Below are 17,672 nucleotides of genomic sequence, written 5' to 3'. Positions count from 1 at the left end.
AGGTTTTCAACCGATGCGTTATTTGCCTCTTTCCGACACCGATCGCAGCGAGATGCTCGCGCGGATCGGCGTCAAGAATGTCGACGAGTTGTTCGCCGACGTGCCAAAGAACCTGCTTCTGAAAGCACCGGTCGATCTGCCGCGCCGCAAGGGCGAGCTGGAGGTGGAGCGCATCCTCTCCCGCATGTCGTCCAAGAACGTGCCTGCATCCTCCGTGCCGTTCTTCGTGGGCGCGGGCGCTTACAAGCACCATGTGCCGGCGACCGTAGATCACCTGATCCAGCGTTCCGAGTTCCTGACGAGCTACACGCCGTATCAGCCCGAGATCGCTCAAGGTACGCTGCAATATCTCTTCGAGTTCCAGACCCAAGTGGCAGCCCTCACCGGCATGGAAGTGGCGAACGCCTCCATGTATGACGGCTCCACCGGCACGGGCGAAGCGGTGCTCATGGCGCACCGGGTCACCAAGCGCCGCAAGGCCGTGCTCTCCGGCGGCCTGCATCCGCATTACGCCGAAGTGGTACGCACGCTCTCCGACATGGCGAGCGACCAGGTCGTCACCATGAAGCCGGATGTGGCGGGCTCGGAAGATATCCTCTCGCAGATCGACGACACCACGTCCTGCGTCGTCGTGCAGTCGCCGGATGTGTTCGGCAATGTGCGCGACCTGAAGCCGATTGCCGAGAAGGCGCACAAGCATGGTGCGCTGCTGATTGCCGTGTTCACGGAAGTCGTGTCGCTTGGCCTCGTCGCTTCTCCCGGCAGCCAGGGCGCCGACATCGTGGTGGGCGAAGGCCAGTCCATCGGCAACGCGCTGAACTTCGGCGGGCCTTATGTGGGCCTCTTTGCCACGCAATCGAAGTATATCCGCCAGATGCCGGGCCGCCTCTGCGGCGAGACGGTGGATGCGGACGGCAATCGCGGCTTCGTGCTGACGCTCTCCACGCGCGAGCAGCATATCCGCCGCGACAAGGCGACCTCGAACATCTGCACGAACTCGGGCCTCTGCGCGCTGGCGTTTACCATTCACATGACGCTGCTCGGCGAAACGGGTCTCACCCGTCTTGCCCGCGTGAACCATGCGAATGCGATCAAGCTGGCCGATCAACTGGCTGGCGTGAAGGGCGTCGAGGTTCTCAACAAGACCTTCTTTAATGAATTCACCGTGAAGCTCGCAAAGCCTGCGGCTGAAGTGGTTGAAGCGCTCGCCAAGAAGGGCGTGCTCGCGGGTGTGCCCGTGTCGCGCCTGCTGCCGGGTGCTGGCCTCGATAATCTGCTGCTCGTGGCTTCCACCGAAGTGAACACCGATGATGATCGCGCGGCCCTTGTCGCCGCCTTGAAGGAGGTTCTGTGATGTTGAACCGCCAGGGACGTCCCTCTTCCGCCGGTCAGGCCGGCGCCACCAACGCGCATCCGACCTTCACCGGCAATAAGGCGCTGGCGCAGATCGAGCCGCTGCTCTTCGAGATCGGCCGCTATAACACGACCGGCGTCGATATCGACGAGCCGGAGGCTTTCACGCCGCGCCTCGGCGGCCTGGAGCGCAAGGAGGCCATCGGCCTTCCTGGTCTCTCCGAGCCCGAGACCATGCGCCACTTCGTGCGCCTGTCTCAACAGAACTACGGCATCGACACGGGCCTCTTCCCGCTCGGTTCCTGCACGATGAAGCACAATGCGCGCCTCAACGAGCGCATGGCGCGCCTGCCGGGCTTCTCGGACGTGCATCCGCTCCAGCCGGTTTCCACTGTGCAGGGCGCGCTCGAGCTGATGAACGAGCTCGCGCATTACCTCATGACGCTCACCGGCACGAAGGCGGTCTCATTGTCGCCGAAGGCCGGCGCGCATGGCGAGCTCTGCGGCATGATGGCGATCAAGGCCGCCATCGAAGCGCGCGGCGAGGGCAAGACCCGCAACGTGGTGCTGGTGCCCGATTCCGCGCATGGCACGAACCCGGCCACCGCCGCTCTCATCGGCTTCGTCGTGAAGCCCGTTCCGGCCCGCGAGGACGGTTGGGTGCATGTGGAAGACGTGAAGGAGCGTCTCGGTCCGGATGTGGCCGCGATCATGCTCACGAACCCCAACACCTGCGGTCTCTTCGAGCCGCAAGTGGTCGAGATTGCCAAGGCGATCCATGATGCGGGCGGCTACTTCTATTGCGACGGCGCGAACTTCAACGCCATCGTCGGCAAGGCGAAGCCGGGCGATCTCGGCGTCGACGCCATGCACATCAACCTGCACAAGACCTTCTCCACGCCTCACGGCGGTGGCGGCCCGGGCTCCGGCCCGGTGGTGCTCTCCGAGCGCCTTGCGCCTTACGCGCCGGTTCCGTTCGTGCGAATGAAGGATGGCGGCTTCGAATTGGTTGAGCAAACCAATCAGGCTGGCGGCCCTGCCGCCCCGTTCGGCCGCATGACTGCGTTCCACGGCCAGATGGGCATGTATGTGCGCGCTCTGTCCTACATGCTCTCGCATGGTTCGGACGGCATGAAGCAGGCCTCCGAGGACGCCGTGCTCAATGCCAACTACATCCGTGCCGGTCTCTCCGACCTCATGTCGCTGCCCTTCGGGGACAAGCCGTGCATGCACGAAGTGCTGTTCGACGATGCATGGCTGAAGGACACGGGCGTGACCACGCTCGACGTGGCCAAGGCCATGATCGACGAGGGTTATCACCCGATGACCATGTACTTCCCGCTGGTGGTGCATGGCGCGATGCTGATCGAGCCGACGGAATCGGAATCGAAGTCGTCCCTCGATCTCTTCATCGCGGCTTTGCGCGATCTCGCCATGGCCGCGAAGAACGGCGACACGGAACGCTTCACCGGCGCTCCCTACCACGCCCCGCGCCGCCGTCTCGACGAGACCCGCGCCGCGCGTAATCCGGTGCTCAAGTGGACGAAGCCGGGCCCGGTGGCGGAAGCCGCGGAGTAAGGTTCTCTGAAAACGCAAATGCCCGGCCATGTGCCGGGCATTTTTCTTTTACATCGCACTCGTCATCCCGGGGGCCGCAGAGCGGAACCCGGGATCGCGGGACGAGAATAGCGCTCTATTCTGAAAACGATCCCGGATCTTCGCTGCGCTTCGTCCGGGATGACGTGGTGATTATGCCAATGCCTGTACGATTGCGGGCAGATCCGTCATTCGCTCGATGACAATTGATGCGCCTGCCTGCCGCAACACCTCGGCATGATCAGGCCCGCAATGCCCGCCGCCAGTAAAGCCGATCATGCGCATGCCCGCCGCAATCGCCGCTTGAACGCCGGCGGGCGAATCCTCGATGACCAGGCAATCTTGTGGGCGTGCCCCCATTTCCTGCGCAGCCAGAAGAAACAGGTCCGGCGCAGGCTTCCCGCGCGCGACCTGGGTGGCGCTGAAGACGTTTTCGAAAAGATCGGCAAGGCCCGTCACACGCAGCGATAAAGCGATTCGCTCCGGCACGGAGGAGGACGCGACGCAGCGCGGATGGGGGAGAGAGAGAATGGCGTCGCGCACGCCCGCAATCGGCTTCAGGTCGGTCTCAAAACGCGCGAAGAGGACGCTGTTGATCCGTTCCGCGAAATCGTCGGGAAGAGCGCGTCCATGCTCTGCCTCGATCCGGGCGATCATGTCCTTCATGCTTTTGCCGACGAATTGCCGTGCGATGTCGTCGGCCGTGTAGGGCAGGCCGAGATCGTTCAGGACATCCGCATCGACCTGGCAGGCAAGCACCTCGGAATCCACCAGAACGCCGTCGCAATCGAAAATCAGCAGCATGGGTTCGTCTCAGCAAAGGGGCGCAAATGCAACCGACCTCTCGCTTACCTGAACTGTCGCTACTCTCAACAGCTTTGACATCACTGTTTCGGCTTGAGGGTTTGTTCCTGTTTACGAGTCCGGATTTGTTCCTGGGCCGAGGTGTGGAGTTCGTCCCGACATCTTTTTTGGTTGTGGTAGAAGTAAGGGTCGCCGTTCGGCGGGCGGGAGCAGAGCATGGTGATATAGCCCGTGATCATGCAATCCTCGTAGGCCTTTGTACCAGGCTGTGCCACACGGTTGGCGCATAGATTATCCAGTCTCGTCAGGACATTCTTTTGTTGTTCTTCTGCCGTCATACATCCAGCCAGCAGGAGAGACAGGCTCACGCACAATCCTGATGTTCGAATATTCATCTCTGCGCCAATACAAAGTTACACCAAGTCTGACTGTATAGGCGCACCTGTCGGCTGTTGTGTACCTCGTTTAGTTCTGCACAAGAAAAAGGCCGCCTTTGAAGGGCGGCCTTTGAAATCATTGTCGATATGCGCGTTGCTTACTGCAGCTTCGCGCGCACGTCGTTGAGACCCTGGCTCACCAGCGAGGAGGCGGCGTTGCCGGTGATCTCCTGGCGCAGGACGCTTTCGGAGGCCTTGATGGCGGCATCGACGGCGGCGGCGCGCACCTCGGCGGAAGCCTGGGCTTCGGCCTGGGCGATCTTCGCCTCGGCGGAAGCGGTGCGGCGCTTCACGAAATCGGCCATCTTCTCCTGGGCTTCGCTGGCGAGGCGCTCGGCCTCTTCCTTGGCGTTGGAGACGATCTCGGCGGCTTCGCGCTCGGCGGCTGCGCGCTTGGCTTCGAATTCCTTCAGGAGCTTTTCGGCGTCCTCACGCAGGCGCTTGGCCTCGGCGAGTTCGTCGGCGATGCGCTTGCCGCGGGAATCGAGCTGCTTTCCGACATTGCCGGGCACGCCGTAATAGTACAGCAGCCCGATGAAGATGAAGAGGGCGACAGCGACCCAGAAAGTGGGATTGGCCAGAAGCGCGGACATGGGGCTCTCCTTACGCCTTGGTCTGATCGAGGGCGGCTTCGACGGCCTGCTTGGCAGGGGCCTTGCCGGTGATCCGTTCGACGATGGCCGTGGCCGTCTCGGCGGCGATGCCGCGGACATGGCTCATGGCTTCCGTCTTCTTGGAAGCGATGGTGGCCTCGGATTCGGCCAGACGCTTGTTGAGGTCGGCTTCCAGGCTCTTGCGCTTGGCGTCGCTCTCAGCGGCGAGCTTGGCGCGGGTTTCCTGGGCGAGCGCCTGAGCGCGGCCCTTGGCCTCGGTCAGGGCCTTCTCGTAGGCGGTGCCTGCCTCTTCCGCGCGGATCTTCATGGCGGCGGCCTCGTCGAGATCCTTCGCGATGAGCGAACGGCGGTTCTCGATGATGCCGGAAAGGCGCGGCAGAACGAGCTTCGAGAGAAGCGTGTAGAGCAGCACGAAGGTGATCGCGAGCCAGATGAGCTGACCGGCGAAGGTCTCCGTCGCGAAGGGCGGGAAGGTGGCATCCGCCGCGTGGGCGCCGCCGTGAGCTTCCGTACCAGCCTGTGTGGTCTGAGCCTGAGCCATGGAAATGGTCCTGGAATGTGGAAATGACGGCGGGGTCTTCCGCCGTCACTGTCTCAAGCAAGGCGCGAAGCGCACCTTGCTCTCCCGATCACCGAAAGAAGTGAATTAGGTGAACAGCAGGAGAAGGGCGACGACGAGGCAGAAGATGCCGAGGCCTTCCGCGAGCGCCGCACCGATGAACGCGCGAGCGAACTGGCTGTCGGCAGCCGACGGGTTACGCAGAGCGCCCGAGAGGAAGTTGCCGAAGATGTTGCCGACGCCGAGAGCGGCGAGGCCCATGCCGAAGCAGGCCAGGCCTGCGCCGAGGAACTTGAAAGCGATAGGATCCATCGTGATCTCCTAGGGGTGATGATCGGGAGAGAGGGAAGAGGACGACGCCGAGCCTTAGTGTCCCGGGTGCAAGGCGTCGTTGAGGTAGATGCAGGTCAACACCGTGAAGACGTAGGCCTGCAGCGCGGCGACGAGGAACTCGAGCGCCGTAAGACCAACCGCCATGAGAAGCGGAAGAGGGGAAAGAAGCGCGATGCCGATGCCTGCGGTGCCGAGCGACACCACGAAGCCGCCGAAGACCTTCAGGGCGATGTGGCCGGCGAGCATGTTCGCGAAAAGACGAAGCGACAGCGAGATCGGACGCGAGAGGAAGGAGATGATCTCGATCACGGTGATGAAGGGCAGCAGCCAACCCGGCACGCCCGACGGCGTGAAGAGATGCAGGAAGTGCAGGCCGTGAGCCACGAAGCCGTAAACGATGACGGTACCGATCACCAGGAACGCGAGCGCGAAGGTCACGACGATCTGACTGGTAGTGGTGAAGAAGCCGGGGATCATGCCGAGCAGGTTCGCCGTCAGCACGAACATGAAGAGCGAGAACACGAAGGGGAAGAACTTCATGCCTTCGCGGCCCGTCGTGTCGGTCAGCGTGTTCGCCACGAAATCGTGCAGGATTTCGGCAACCGACTGCGCGCGACCGGGGATCAGCGCCTTCTTGCGGGTGGCGTAGAGCAGACCGCCGACGATGACGGCCGCAGCGCCGACCATGAACAGCGATGAATTGGTGAAATTGATGGCGGGAATGATGGGCTTGACCTGGAATTGCTCGATCGGGCTAGCCATGATCCGCTCTCAAATCCTGTTGTTGCGCTGCTGTATAAACGTCGTCGAAACCGAGGCTTCTCACTTCTTGTCGTCATACCGGGCCGGCTTGATCGTGCCTGATGCTCGAAGAAGGTTGAGCATGCCGGCGCAGAAGCCGAGGATGAGACAAATAATGAGACCCCAAGGCGAAATGCCGAACAGTTTGTCGACGAGCCAACCCAGAATGCCGCCTGCAAGAACCCCTGAAACGAATTCGGCCGAATACCTGAAGGCCTGACCGATCGCGGTGTTGTCCTGCTTTGGGCGTTCGCGAGGTTCAGCCTCTGCTTGCTGCACGGATGCTTGAGAGATCCGTGCATCGAGAGATTTCAACCTCGCGGATAGGTTGGCATCGTCGGAACCATCCGGCTTCCGCTCATTCTCGCCGTTTCGCCCGGTAGGGTCCGCCATTGCGATCTCCTAAAAAGCGTTGCGGGAAAATGCTTGGAAGCCTGGCCCCGAAAGCCGGGCGCAACATATGAGCGGGGGTCCCCCCTGTCAAGGACCGTCTGAAAACATCTAAGTTGCTGATATTATTGCGATAAGAGTGTTTTCGAGCATGCTTGGGCAGAAAGCACACACGTTTTTGAGGCTGAAGCGTGGCGAGGCCTGAAAGCCTTACAGCATCGGGCCCAAAAGTGAATTTGCACTTTTGGGATCAACCCGATGCTTACATTCCTAAACGAGAGCATCGTTCGGGCGGAAAACCGGAACCACTTTTCCGCACGATGCTCTAGGCCACTTCAAGAATGCGCTCGGCACTCTGAAGGTCGACCGAGACCAGCTGCGAGACGCCGCGTTCCGCCATGGTGACACCGAAAAGACGGTCCATGCGAGCCATAGTGATCGGGTTGTGGGTAATGACCACGAAACGGGTTTCCGTCTGCTTGGACATCTCTTCCAGGAGGGAGCAGTAGCGTTCCACGTTCGCGTCGTCGAGCGGCGCGTCCACCTCATCCAGCACGCAGATCGGCGAGGGATTCGTGAGGAACACCGCGAAGATGAGCGCGGTCGCGGTGAGCGCCTGCTCACCGCCGGAGAGCAGGGTCATGCTCTGGGGCTTCTTGCCCGGCGGGCGGGCGAGGATTTCGAGTCCTGCTTCCAGCGGATCGTCCGAATCGACCAAGGTCAGTTCCGCCGTGCCGCCGCCGAAGAGGGTGGTGAAGAGGTTCTTGAAGTGGGCGTTGACCACGTCGAAGGCAGCGAGCAGGCGTTCGCGGCCCTCGCGGTTGAGGCTGCCGATGGCCTGACGCAGGCGCTTGATGGCCTCGACCAAATCGTCTCGCTCGGTGGCGATGCTCGTGTACTTGGCCTCGAGCTCGGTCAGTTCCTCATCGGCGCGCAGGTTCACGGCGCCGAGGCGCTCGCGGTCCGCCTTGAGGGAATGCAGCTTCGATTCAATTTCAGAGTGCGGAGGAAGCTCGGTCACTTCCCGCAAGCCCGCCATCTCGATGAGGCCGGCCGGCGTCGTTTCGAGGTTCTCCGCGATGTTGCGGGTGATCTCGGCAAGGCGCTGGACGGCTGCCTCGTGACGGGCCTGGGAGCCTGCGCGGGCCTCGCGGGCGGCGGCCAGGGCTTCGAGAGCCGCACGGGCGCTGCGATCCGTCTCGGCAAGGCCGGTCTCCGCATCGGCAAGCCGGTCGGCGGCTTCCTTGCGGCGGGCTTCCGCTTCCTCGACCTCGTTGATGAGGGCGCGGCGGCGCTGGAGATAGGTGTCGGGAGCCTCCAGCAGGCGCTGGTGCTCGTCCTGGGCGCGCTCGAGGCGCTCGCCCAAATCCTCTTGGGCCTTGGTGGCGCGGGCGGCGCGCTCGGTCCAGAGGCGAATGTCGGAGGCGATCGAATCCTGCCGGCGGCGGCGGAGTTCCGCTTCGTGCATCAGGGATTGCACGGCGGCGCGGGCCTCTGAGGCGGCAGCCCGGCGTTCGGCGACGCGGGTGCGCTCTTCGAGAAGGCGGCTTTCAAGATCCGGTGCGGGCGCGAGATCCTGCAGGGCGCCTTCCGCATCCTGCACGCGCTCGAGCGCTTCGGTCTCGCTCTCGGAGAAGCGGGTCAGGCCTTCCTGCAGGGCCGAACGGCGCTGGCCGAGTTCGGCTTCCTTGCGCTCGGCAACCGAGAGGCGGGTCCGGGCGGCGTCGAGAGCCTGACGGGCCTGACGGGCGGCCTCGATGGCCTGCATTTCGCGAGAGGCGGCCTGACGGACGGCCTCAAGTGCGCCTTCAGCCTCATGACGCAGCTGCTCGGCCTCTTCGCGGGCTTCCGCGGCTTCGCGTTCCAGATCGCCGAGGCGATTCTTTTCGGCCAGACGGCGGGCCGCCGGGGAAGGGGCTTCGGCTGCAGTGGTGAAACCATCCCAGCGCCACAAATCGCCTTCCTGCGAGACGAGGCGCTGACCGGGCTTCAGGAGACTGCGCAGACGCAGGCCATCAGCCCGGCTCACTACACCGATCTGGCGCAGGCGGCGCTGCAACTCCACGGGAGCGCGCGCCAGATCGGCCAGCGAACGCACGCCTTCGGGAAGGCGGGGGTCGCTCTCGCCGGCGCCGGTCATTTCCCAGTGATGGGGGGCGGACGGATTGGTCGAGGCTTCGAGATCGTCGCCGAGGGCTGCGCCGAGAGCCGCTTCATAGCCCTTCTCGACCGTGATCTGATCGAGCGCTGGGGGCCAGAGGTCGCCGGTGGCGGAGGTAACGAGCTTGGCGAGCGTCAGAACCTCTGTCTCAAGGCGCTGCGCCTTGCGCTCGGCCTCGTTGAGGGGCTGACGCAGGCGGTTTTCCATCTCGCGGGCAGCCGCCAGAGCCTCGCGGGCCTCGATCACGGCCTCTTCTGAAGACTGGGCGGTTTCCTCGGCGAGCGCGGTTTCCTCACGCAGATCGTCGATGGGCGGGCCGTCATGGGTCGAGGAGGCCGAAAGCGCCTCGATCTCGCGCTCCAGACGCTCCTTCTCGGAGCGGAAGCGGGCGGCGCGCTCCATCTCCTCGCGCACGGAGCGTTCGAGAGCGGCGCGGCGGGCATTGAGGTCGGAGGTCTGGGCCTGAAGGGCGCTCAACGCTGCTTCCGCCTCGGCCAGAGCCGCTTCGGCAGTCTGGAGGCGCTCCTCGTTCTCCGCGCGAACGTCGTCGGCCCCGTCCGTGGTTTGGGCGATCTCGGCAGCCTCGACCTGGAGACGCTCGATGGTGGCTTCCGCATCAGTGCGCTGGGCGGCCTCGCGGGCGATGTCGCGGTTCAGGTCGCCGATATGGCGCTCCAGCTCCACCACGCGGTCCTTGGAGCGGCGCTCCTCGGATTCCAGCTCGTTGCGGGCGTGGGTGAGGCGCTGCAGGGCAGCGGCGGCCTCGGCTTCGGCCTGACGCAGGGCGGGAATGTGATGGGCGGCCACGGCCTGGGCAGTGGCGGTCTGGGTCTGCGCCTCGGTGAGGTCGGCAACCGCCTTGAGGTCTTCGGCCACCTGGCGCTCGGCGGCAGCGGCCTGATCGCGCGCATCGGCATAGGCGATGGCGTACATCAGGGCTTCGAGGCGGCGGATCTCGGAGGACAAATTCTTGTAGCGCGAGGCTTGGCGGCCCTGGCGTTTCAGGCTCTCGACCTGGCTTTCCAACTGGCGGATCACGTCCTCGGCGCGGACCAGGTTGTCCTCGGCGGCCTTCAGGCGCAGTTCCGCCTCGTGGCGGCGGGCATGGAGACCAGCGATGCCGGCGGCGTCTTCGAGGATGCGGCGGCGGGCCTGGGGCTTGGCCGCGATGATTTCGCTGATCTGGCCCTGGCGGACGAGGGCGGGCGAGCGCGAGCCGGTGGCGGCGTCCGCGAACAGGATCTGCACGTCGCGAGCGCGCACTTCCTTGCCGTTCACCCGGTAGGTGGAGCCTTCCTCGCGCTCGATTTTGCGCGAAATTTCAAGCACATCCGAGTCGTTGAAGGCGGCGGGCGCCGTGCGCTCGATATTGTCGATGGTGAGCATCACCTCGGCCCAATTACGGGCCGGGCGGTTGCCGGAGCCGGAGAAGATGACGTCGTCCATCCCCGTGGCGCGCATATTCTTGTGAGAGTTTTCACCCATCACCCAGCGCAGGGCTTCCATGAGATTGGACTTGCCGCAGCCGTTCGGCCCGACCACGCCGGTAAGGCCCGGCTCGATCAGGAAGTCGGTCGGCTCGACGAAGGTTTTGAACCCTGCGATGCGAAGGCGCGTCAGCTTCATGGGCGCGCCTTCCCGTCCCGCCTGCTAGCGCATCGTGCGGAAAAGTGGATCCGGTTTTCCGCCTCGAACGATGCGCGCATCAAGAGAGAGGGCATCGGATTGATCCCAAAAGTGGTGTCCACTTTTGGGTCCGATGCCCAGACGGCAGGGGATAGGGGCTTATTCGCCCAGCAGAGGCTTGATGACCTTTTCAATCTCATCGATCGACAGGCTTCCCGGATGACGCTGACCATTGATGAAGAAAGTCGGCGTGGAGTCTACGTTGAATTGCTCCATACCCCGGTTCTTCACCGCGTTGACTGCGTCATAAAGTTTCTGGTCCTTGAGGCAAGCATCAAATTTTTCCTGTGAAAAACCAGCCTGTCTCATGAACTGACGGAGCGCATCCAGGGGCTTTTCCACAAAGGCCCAATTCTTCTGCTGTTCGAACAGCAAATCCGTGATGGGGTAATATTTGTCGTTTCCGTCGCAGCGGGCGAGCATGAAGCCGGCCGTCGCCAGGGGATCGAGGGGGAATTCGCGCAGGATGAAGCGGATCTTGCCCGTGTCGATGTAGCGCTTCTTCAGCTCCGGCCAGGTATTCGCGTGGAAGTTGGCGCAGTGAGAGCAGGTCAGCGAGGCGTACTCGATGATCGTCACCTTGGCGTTCTCCGGGCCGAGGGCCACATCGCCGAGGGGGCCTGCCGCTGCGAGGTCCTGAGGGGCCACGTTCTGGGCGAGCGCCGGAAGGCTCGAGGCGAGATAGGCCGTAACGGCTGCGGTCCCGAGAAGCTGAAGCGTCTGACGCCGGGTGATCATGATGAAGAGGTCTCCTGAAGAGGTTTCGTCCTGCGGTAGAATGCCTTGGCCGTGGAGGCAAGCGCCCGTTATCTCACGCTTTCGTGCGTGAACCGGAACTGACAATCGCCTGCCCCAGCCGGTCGAGGGCCGCCTTGAGATTGTCTTCCTCGACGCCCTCGATGGCGGAATCGACCTTCTCCCGATCCGCCGGGGAGAGGGCGGGAGGAGAGGGCTTCCTCTTCTCAACCCGCCGCACGGGGCCTTGTTTCAGCACGAGTTTCCCGATGCAGCGCCAGCCGTAATAGGTGTTCACCCGGTCGATCACGGTGGGGGCCATGTGCTGGAGTTCGAGGGCGAAGGCGCTTTCCACCCGCACGACGAGAGTAGAGGGCTCCGCCCTGGCTTCCGGATCGGCATGGGGGGCCTTGCGCTTCCACTCGATCTTGATCGGCTGGGTGAAGGCGGCGAGCCGCTCGCCCACGATATCGGGCCAGGCCATGATGATGTCCGAGGTCGCAAAGCCCTGCGCCGCCAGGCTCGGGGAGAGACAGGCGTCGAGAAACTCGGCAAGCGGGCGGGCCAATGGCCTCGGCTGTCTCATGTTGAATGTCCAAAAGCCGCGTTGGAATATGTCATGTAGATCGCTATTCCAAATCTCATGTTAACGCCCGCCCCGAGCGCAACCAAGCCCGACCCGCAGGACCTGCTTGCCTGGTACGATCGTCACCGGCGCGAGTTGCCGTGGCGCGCCAAGCCCGGCGAGGTCGCAAACCCTTATCGCGTCTGGCTTTCCGAGATCATGCTGCAGCAGACGACGGTGGTGGCGGTCAAACCCTTCTACCTGAATTTCCTCGAGCGCTTCCCGACGGTCGAGGCGCTGGCCGACGCTCCGACGGATTCGGTCATGCAGGCCTGGGCTGGGCTCGGCTATTATTCCCGCGCCCGCAATCTCCATGCCTGCGCCAAGGCGGTTGTGGAAAAGCATGGCGGCCAGTTTCCCTCGACGGAGGCCGAGTTGCTCCAGCTTCCCGGCATCGGCGCCTATACGGCGGCAGCGGTCGCGGCCATCGCGTTCAATCAGAAGGCTGCTGCGGTGGACGGCAATGTGGAGCGGGTCATGTCGCGCCTCTACATGGTCGAGGAGCCGCTGCCCAAGGCGAAGCCGCTGATCCGCGCTTTGACGGAAGAGCTCGTGCCGGAAGACCGGCCCGGCGATTTCGCACAGGCCGTGATGGATCTCGGCGCCACCATCTGCACGCCCAAGCGCCCGGCCTGTGCGCTCTGCCCCTGGATGAAGCCGTGCCAAGCACGCGCTGCGGGTTTGCAGGAGACCTTTCCGAAGAAGCAGAAGAAAGAGACCGGGCAGTTGCGCAAGGGCGCGGCTTTCGTGGTTCTGCGCGCGGACGACACGATCCTCCTGCGCACCCGTCCGCCGACGGGCCTCCTCGGCGGCATGGCCGAGCCGCCGACGAGCGAATGGCAGCCTGCTTACGAACCCTCCCGCGCCGTGCTCGACGCGCCCATCGAGGCGCGCTGGCAGCGCCTGCCCGGCACTGTGCGCCACGTCTTCACCCATTTCCCGCTGGAACTGACGGTGCTCTTCGCGAAGGTGCCCAAGGGCACGCCAGCACCGTTCGACATGCGCTGGACGCCACGCCTTCAACTGCATGAGGAGGCGCTGCCTGGCGCCATGAAGAAGGTGCTCGTTCATGCGCTCGGCGATCTGCCGGGAGGCAGCGTGAAGCCCGCAGCCAAACGGGCCAAGGCCGGCAACTCATCAGGATAATGATCCTGGTTTGCTTTTGACGGTTCAAAGGCCAAGGTGGTAAGAGGCGTAACTCAGTTTCGCATCTTACGTCGCCGAGAATCTCGATGTCCATGCAACCGGATGAATTCACGGGCGGCGCAAAGCCCGATGCGCGGCGGCCGATTGCGGCGCGCAACAGCGGCTTCGCGCAAAAGCTCACGCAGGCTCTGCTGAAGACCTCCGTCACGCCCAACCAGATCTCGGTGGCGAGCATCGCGTTCGCTGCTTTTGGCGCCGCTGCTCTCGTCTATGCGCCTGCCTATCCGCTGCTTTACGTGGTTGCCATTCTCGGCATTCAGCTGCGCCTCCTGTGCAATCTGCTCGACGGCATGGTGGCGGTGGAAGGCGGACGCGGCTCGCCGGTCGGCGCGCTCTACAACGAGGTTCCAGATCGTATTGCCGACACGCTGCTGATCGTGGCTTTGGGCTATGCCGCCGGTTCTTCATGGCTCGGTTGGGCCGGCGCGCTCGCGGCGGCATTGACGGCCTATATTCGCGTGTTCGGCGGAGCGCTGGGACAAGCCCAGGATTTTCGCGGGCCGATGGCGAAGCAGCATCGCATGGCGCTGCTGACGGGTGCTTGCGTTCTCGCCCTCATCGAAGCGTTCGTCTGGGGTGAACGCTATGTGCTTCTCATCACTGCGTGGATCATGCTGATCGGATCAATTGCGACCTGCGTCGCGCGCCTGAAAGCCGTTGCGGATCGCATCGGAGCCGATAAGCCATGATCGATCTCGTTCTCATCGGCCTCACGCGTTTTCTCGTCGGCGCGCATTCGCGCTGGACAGGCTCTGAACCTGTCGAGAAACAGCGCATTTATTTCGCCAATCACGGCAGTCATCTCGATACGCTGCTGTTGTGGTCCGCCTTGCCGAAAGAACTGCGCGCGACCACGCATCCGGCCGCTGCCGCGGATTATTGGGGGCAGGGCGCTCTCAAGCGCCTCATCGCGCAAAAGGGCCTCAACGCCGTGCTGATCGACCGCTCAGGATCCTCCGCGCCCGGCGAGGCGCTGGAGCCCCTGCGCAAGACGCTCACTGAAGGCCATTCGCTGATCCTGTTTCCGGAAGGCACGCGCAGCGCCAACAGGCTGCCTGGACCTTTCAAAAGCGGGCTTTATCGATTGGCCAAAGAGTTTCCGAACGCGGAGCTCATCCCGGTTTATCTCGACAATCCCGCGCGGGCGATGCCGAAAGGCGCAATCCTGCCGCTTCCCATCATCTGCTCCGCGCATTTCGGTCCTGCTCTCGCGTATGTCGAGAACGAGGAGAAGGAAGCCTTCCTTCTGCGCGCGCAGGCCGCCGTCTCAGCGCTCGCGCCGCCCGCTCTCGAGGCCCTGACGTCATGACGCTTCTCCAGAAATCCCTGATCCTGTTCGGGATCGTCGTCGCGATCTTGGCGCTGGCCTCCGCCATCGGCACGTGGCTTGCGCGCAAGACAAAATCGGAAAGCGGTGTTGCGACGGTCGAGAACCTCAATGCGCGCATCAAGGCGTGGTGGGGGATGATCGCGATCTTCGCGGCCTGCTATGCGCTGGGCTTCACCGCGACGGTGCTGCTGTTCGCGCTCACATCCTTCTATACCTTGCGCGAATTCATCTCGCTCACGCCGACCCAGCGCGCGGATCATGCGCCGCTGGTGCTTGCGTTCTATGTGCTGTTGCCGCTGCAATACTGGCTTGTCTGGAGCGATTGGTACGGCCTTTTCGCGATCCTGATCCCGGTCTACGGCTTCCTCCTTCTGCCGAGCCTGTCGTCGTTGCAGGGCGATCCGGTGAACTTCCTGCTGCGCGTCAGCCGCATTCAATGGGCGGTGATGCTCACGGTCTATTGCATCAGCCATGCGCCAGCGCTGATCCTGCTCCAGATCCCCGGCTATGAAGGCCAGGGCTTTCTGCTGCTGTTCTTCCTCACCGCCGTCGTGCAGTTCAGCGACGTGATGCAGTACGTGTTCGGCAAGCTGATGGGAAAGACGAAGCTCGCGCCCGTCATTTCTCCGTCAAAGACCGTCGAGGGACTTGTCGGCGGTGGTCTGTCAGCGATGGCGCTCGGTGCCGCCCTGTTCTGGATCACGCCGTTCTCGCCGCTCGCAGCAGCAGCGATGGCGGGCCTGATCGTGATCGCGGGCTTCCTCGGCGGATTGTCGCTCTCCGCCGTCAAGCGCTCCATGGGTGCGAAGGATTGGGGCACGATGGTGCAGGGCCACGGCGGCGTTCTCGACCGCATGGATTCGGTGAGCTTCGCCGCGCCCCTGTTCTTCCACCTGACGCGCTTTTTCTACACCGTATAGGCGCTCAACCGCCGATCAGCGCCTTCTGACTGCGCTTGAACAAGGCAGCCAGCGCATTCGCCACGCGCGTCACGTTCGGGCGGTTGCGGCTGCGGCGATGCATGACGAGGAACACGTCTTCGATCAGATCGCCTTCGGGCTTCACGATCTGCTTGAGGTCGGGATCGGTATCGCCGAGCCAGCAGGGCAGGAAAGCTGCGCCCAGACCCGACTTCGCCGCCTGATAGCGGATCGGCATGTCGCCGATGCGCGCGGCGATGGTGCGGCCTTGCGCGAACTCAGCAACATAAGCGGCTTGGCGCGACAACGTCGGATCTTCCGGCGGAGCGATGACGGCGTCAGGATTCTCCGTCGTGGCGTAGATGGCAAACGCGATCTGCCCGATCTTGCGCGCCACGAGATCGTCCGTGCCTTCAGGCAGGGTTCGCATACGAAGTGCAATGTCGGCCTCGCCCGAGGCGAGATCGAGCCTCTTGCGGGTGGGAATGTAGGAAATCTCCACCGGCTCCGCCGCCTTGTGCAACTCGCCCGAGTGCAGCGACAGGAACATGGCGACCGAAGAGGTGGCCGTGATCCGCACGGGTGCATCTGGATCGGGGCGATAGGCAGCAGCCGTGCGCGACACGACGCTCGCGGCGTCTCCCATCGGAGAGGCCGCGTCGACGAGGGCCTGCCCGGCTTCCGTCAGTTCGAGATTGTTGGGGCCGCGCTGAAACAGATCGAGCCCGAGGGTTTCCTCCAGCGTCTTGATGCGCCGGGCAATGGTCGGCTGGCTTTGGCCTAGGGCCTTCGCCGCGCCGTTCATTGATCCATGAGCCACCACGGCCAGGAGGATCCGCAGGTCGTCCCAGGACGGTTCTGTGAAGGCAAGGGTGAAGGGGGCGTGAGGAGCGTGAGCCATGAGAGGATGCTAAAACGTCTGACCGGGTTCGGCATAGGGGGATGTTCCGGGTGCTTGGATCAATCCACCATCGCTTCAAGCCGGATCCGGCGCAGCCCTCCATTCGCTTGAGAGCATTCTACAACCTTGAAGGGGTCGAGGGGCTTCACAAGGCTTAAGAGCTGAGGCACAAGCAGTTCCTCACGCGAAGGACGGAACAGATGCCTCTCATTCGTTAGCGACGCTATCCGACACGATACCTGTGACACGGAACCCCTTTGTCGGGGCTGCCCCGTCACGTCTTCGTGGCCGAAGCATCGGCTTCGGCTGGATCATGACGCACGTTTGAAAGAAACATCATGTCTCAATTCAAGACACCTGAAACCGCCACGCGCGGCACCATTCGCTCCGGCCATTTCGAGCTGGCCTATTCCGTCGAGGGGCAGGGCGCGCCTGCCATCGTCATCGGCAGCGCGGTCTATTACCCACGGGTTTTCTCGGATCGCCTGAGGCAATCCCTGCAGCTGATCTTCGTGGATCATCGCGGCTTCGCGAAAGCCTCCGAGGAACTGAAGCCCGCCGATTACAGCCTCGATGCAGTGCTCGACGATATCGATCTCGTCCGACGCCATTTCGGGCATGAGAAGGTGATCGTCATCGGCCATTCCGGCCATGGCTACATGGCGCTCGAATATGCCAAGCGCTACTCGAGCCATGTCTCGCATGTGGTGATGATCGCTACAGGCCCGAGCCACAGCGCTGCGCACCATGAAGCCTCGGAGCGTTACTGGAACGAATCCGTCTGTCCCGAGCGCAAGGCGAGGCTCGCGAGCGATCTCGCGTTGTTGCCGGGTGAGATCGAGGCAGCGCCCGAGAAGCGCTTCGTCACCTTCTGCATCCGTCTCGGTGCGAAGAGCTGGTACGACCATGCTTATGATGCCGCGCCTCTCTGGCAGGGCGTCGAGGTGAACATGCCCGTGTTCGATCACCTCTGGGGCGAGACGTTCCGCGATATCGATATCAGGCAAGGGTTGGACAAGCTCGACACCCCAGTCTTCCTCGCGCTCGGCCGCTACGATTACCTCGTTGCGCCTTATGCGACATGGGATGTGTATCGCAGCAGCTTCCGCGATCTGACAGTGCGCGTGTTGGAGAAGAGCGGGCACACGCCGCAATTGGAAGAGAGCGATCTCTTCGATGCGGAATTGCTGCAATGGCTGTCGTTGTCCTAAGATCAACGAA

Annotated in this window: 18 protein-coding genes; 7 read left to right on the top strand and 11 right to left on the bottom strand. The window is 63.2% G+C overall.

Annotated elements, in window-relative coordinates; translation table 11 throughout:
* The first annotated feature begins 13 nt into the window (after nt 1-13).
* Both gcvPA and gcvPB read left to right on the top strand, forming a co-directional pair.
* The gene (gene gcvPA / locus MJ639_RS11970; protein WP_243372617.1) at nt 14-1,354 is read left to right on the top strand and encodes an aminomethyl-transferring glycine dehydrogenase subunit GcvPA; all 1,341 of its coding nucleotides are present in this window, start codon (nt 14-16) and stop codon (nt 1,352-1,354) included.
* The gene (gene gcvPB, locus MJ639_RS11965; RefSeq protein ID WP_243372615.1) at nt 1,354-2,931 is read left to right on the top strand and encodes an aminomethyl-transferring glycine dehydrogenase subunit GcvPB; all 1,578 of its coding nucleotides are present in this window, start codon (nt 1,354-1,356) and stop codon (nt 2,929-2,931) included. Before gcvPA ends, gcvPB begins: the two co-directional genes overlap by 1 nt.
* 171 nt (nt 2,932-3,102) lie before the next feature.
* Here the strand turns inward: gcvPB and MJ639_RS11960 are convergent, their stop codons facing one another.
* The 10 genes from MJ639_RS11960 to MJ639_RS11915 all read right to left on the bottom strand — a co-directional run bounded on the left by MJ639_RS11960 (nt 3,103) and on the right by MJ639_RS11915 (nt 12,055).
* Nucleotides 3,103-3,753: an HAD family hydrolase gene (locus MJ639_RS11960; RefSeq protein WP_243372606.1), complete on the bottom strand. Its 651-nt coding sequence runs from the start codon at nt 3,751-3,753 to the stop codon at nt 3,103-3,105.
* Nucleotides 3,754-3,833: 80 nt separating this feature from the next.
* Nucleotides 3,834-4,121 carry a hypothetical protein gene (locus tag MJ639_RS11955; RefSeq protein WP_243372604.1) on the bottom strand — a complete coding sequence of 96 codons (288 nt, stop codon included), beginning with the start codon at nt 4,119-4,121 and terminating at the stop codon, nt 3,834-3,836.
* 167 nt (nt 4,122-4,288) lie between these two features.
* The gene (locus MJ639_RS11950; RefSeq protein ID WP_243373242.1) at nt 4,289-4,771 is read right to left on the bottom strand and encodes a F0F1 ATP synthase subunit B family protein; all 483 of its coding nucleotides are present in this window, start codon (nt 4,769-4,771) and stop codon (nt 4,289-4,291) included.
* Nucleotides 4,772-4,793: 22 nt separating this feature from the next.
* A complete protein-coding gene (locus tag MJ639_RS11945) occupies nt 4,794-5,345 on the bottom strand; it encodes a F0F1 ATP synthase subunit B family protein (RefSeq protein WP_243372602.1) in 552 nt (183 codons plus the stop codon).
* A gap of 105 nt (nt 5,346-5,450) precedes the next feature.
* Entirely contained in the window at nt 5,451-5,675 is a 225-nt protein-coding gene (locus tag MJ639_RS11940) for a F0F1 ATP synthase subunit C (protein ID WP_116526730.1), read from the bottom strand.
* Nucleotides 5,676-5,729: 54 nt separating this feature from the next.
* Nucleotides 5,730-6,458, bottom strand: a complete 729-nt coding sequence (locus MJ639_RS11935; RefSeq protein WP_243372586.1) for a F0F1 ATP synthase subunit A — start codon at nt 6,456-6,458, stop codon at nt 5,730-5,732.
* Between the two features lie 60 nt (nt 6,459-6,518).
* Entirely contained in the window at nt 6,519-6,890 is a 372-nt protein-coding gene (locus MJ639_RS11930; protein ID WP_243372584.1) for an AtpZ/AtpI family protein, read from the bottom strand.
* Nucleotides 6,891-7,212: 322 nt separating this feature from the next.
* Nucleotides 7,213-10,674 carry a chromosome segregation protein SMC gene (gene smc, locus MJ639_RS11925; protein ID WP_243372573.1) on the bottom strand — a complete coding sequence of 1,154 codons (3,462 nt, stop codon included), beginning with the start codon at nt 10,672-10,674 and terminating at the stop codon, nt 7,213-7,215.
* Between the two features lie 159 nt (nt 10,675-10,833).
* Entirely contained in the window at nt 10,834-11,472 is a 639-nt protein-coding gene (locus MJ639_RS11920) for a DsbA family protein (RefSeq protein WP_243372520.1), read from the bottom strand.
* A gap of 73 nt (nt 11,473-11,545) precedes the next feature.
* A complete protein-coding gene (locus tag MJ639_RS11915; protein ID WP_243372518.1) occupies nt 11,546-12,055 on the bottom strand; it encodes a DUF721 domain-containing protein in 510 nt (169 codons plus the stop codon).
* 57 nt (nt 12,056-12,112) lie between these two features.
* On the opposite strand from MJ639_RS11915, the gene mutY reads away from it, so the two are divergent.
* The 4 genes from mutY to MJ639_RS11895 all read left to right on the top strand — a co-directional run bounded on the left by mutY (nt 12,113) and on the right by MJ639_RS11895 (nt 15,550).
* On the top strand, nt 12,113-13,240 hold the full coding sequence (gene mutY / locus MJ639_RS11910; protein WP_243372516.1) for an A/G-specific adenine glycosylase: 1,128 nt from the start codon (nt 12,113-12,115) through the stop codon (nt 13,238-13,240).
* Between the two features lie 86 nt (nt 13,241-13,326).
* Nucleotides 13,327-13,989 carry a CDP-alcohol phosphatidyltransferase family protein gene (locus MJ639_RS11905; protein WP_243372505.1) on the top strand — a complete coding sequence of 221 codons (663 nt, stop codon included), beginning with the start codon at nt 13,327-13,329 and terminating at the stop codon, nt 13,987-13,989.
* On the top strand, nt 13,986-14,609 hold the full coding sequence (locus tag MJ639_RS11900; RefSeq protein ID WP_243372504.1) for a lysophospholipid acyltransferase family protein: 624 nt from the start codon (nt 13,986-13,988) through the stop codon (nt 14,607-14,609). The genes MJ639_RS11905 and MJ639_RS11900 overlap by 4 nt, the downstream gene beginning before the upstream one ends.
* Nucleotides 14,606-15,550 (top strand): phosphatidate cytidylyltransferase, encoded by a 945-nt coding sequence (locus MJ639_RS11895; RefSeq protein ID WP_243372502.1) that lies wholly within the window; start codon nt 14,606-14,608, stop codon nt 15,548-15,550. The genes MJ639_RS11900 and MJ639_RS11895 overlap by 4 nt, the downstream gene beginning before the upstream one ends.
* A gap of 4 nt (nt 15,551-15,554) precedes the next feature.
* Here MJ639_RS11895 and MJ639_RS11890 read toward each other — a convergent pair whose 3' ends face one another.
* Nucleotides 15,555-16,451 carry a LysR family transcriptional regulator gene (locus MJ639_RS11890; protein ID WP_243372485.1) on the bottom strand — a complete coding sequence of 299 codons (897 nt, stop codon included), beginning with the start codon at nt 16,449-16,451 and terminating at the stop codon, nt 15,555-15,557.
* A gap of 338 nt (nt 16,452-16,789) precedes the next feature.
* Here MJ639_RS11890 and MJ639_RS11885 point away from each other — a divergent pair, with 338 nt between their 5' ends.
* A complete protein-coding gene (locus tag MJ639_RS11885; protein WP_243372483.1) occupies nt 16,790-17,662 on the top strand; it encodes an alpha/beta hydrolase in 873 nt (290 codons plus the stop codon).
* Nucleotides 17,663-17,672: the final 10 nt, after the last annotated feature.

The organism is Microvirga solisilvae (assembly GCF_022808595.1).
GTDB lineage: Bacteria > Pseudomonadota > Alphaproteobacteria > Rhizobiales > Beijerinckiaceae > Microvirga > Microvirga solisilvae.
This window is presented reverse-complemented; position numbering and strand designations above follow the sequence as displayed.

What these genes read in the sequence shown, in the direction of transcription:
- gcvPA (WP_243372617.1), top strand. Translation starts at nt 14, where the DNA reads ATGCGTTATTTGCCTCTTTCCGACACCGATCGCAGCGAGATGCTCGCG.
- gcvPB (WP_243372615.1), top strand. Translation starts at nt 1,354, where the DNA reads ATGTTGAACCGCCAGGGACGTCCCTCTTCCGCCGGTCAGGCCGGCGCC.
- MJ639_RS11960 (WP_243372606.1), bottom strand. Translation starts at nt 3,753, where the DNA reads ATGCTGCTGATTTTCGATTGCGACGGCGTTCTGGTGGATTCCGAGGTG.
- MJ639_RS11945 (WP_243372602.1), bottom strand. Translation starts at nt 5,345, where the DNA reads ATGGCTCAGGCTCAGACCACACAGGCTGGTACGGAAGCTCACGGCGGC.
- MJ639_RS11940 (WP_116526730.1), bottom strand. Translation starts at nt 5,675, where the DNA reads ATGGATCCTATCGCTTTCAAGTTCCTCGGCGCAGGCCTGGCCTGCTTC.
- MJ639_RS11935 (WP_243372586.1), bottom strand. Translation starts at nt 6,458, where the DNA reads ATGGCTAGCCCGATCGAGCAATTCCAGGTCAAGCCCATCATTCCCGCC.
- MJ639_RS11930 (WP_243372584.1), bottom strand. Translation starts at nt 6,890, where the DNA reads ATGGCGGACCCTACCGGGCGAAACGGCGAGAATGAGCGGAAGCCGGAT.
- smc (WP_243372573.1), bottom strand. Translation starts at nt 10,674, where the DNA reads ATGAAGCTGACGCGCCTTCGCATCGCAGGGTTCAAAACCTTCGTCGAG.
- MJ639_RS11920 (WP_243372520.1), bottom strand. Translation starts at nt 11,472, where the DNA reads ATGATCACCCGGCGTCAGACGCTTCAGCTTCTCGGGACCGCAGCCGTT.
- MJ639_RS11915 (WP_243372518.1), bottom strand. Translation starts at nt 12,055, where the DNA reads ATGAGACAGCCGAGGCCATTGGCCCGCCCGCTTGCCGAGTTTCTCGAC.
- mutY (WP_243372516.1), top strand. Translation starts at nt 12,113, where the DNA reads ATGTTAACGCCCGCCCCGAGCGCAACCAAGCCCGACCCGCAGGACCTG.
- MJ639_RS11905 (WP_243372505.1), top strand. Translation starts at nt 13,327, where the DNA reads ATGTCCATGCAACCGGATGAATTCACGGGCGGCGCAAAGCCCGATGCG.
- MJ639_RS11900 (WP_243372504.1), top strand. Translation starts at nt 13,986, where the DNA reads ATGATCGATCTCGTTCTCATCGGCCTCACGCGTTTTCTCGTCGGCGCG.
- MJ639_RS11895 (WP_243372502.1), top strand. Translation starts at nt 14,606, where the DNA reads ATGACGCTTCTCCAGAAATCCCTGATCCTGTTCGGGATCGTCGTCGCG.
- MJ639_RS11890 (WP_243372485.1), bottom strand. Translation starts at nt 16,451, where the DNA reads ATGGCTCACGCTCCTCACGCCCCCTTCACCCTTGCCTTCACAGAACCG.
- MJ639_RS11885 (WP_243372483.1), top strand. Translation starts at nt 16,790, where the DNA reads ATGTCTCAATTCAAGACACCTGAAACCGCCACGCGCGGCACCATTCGC.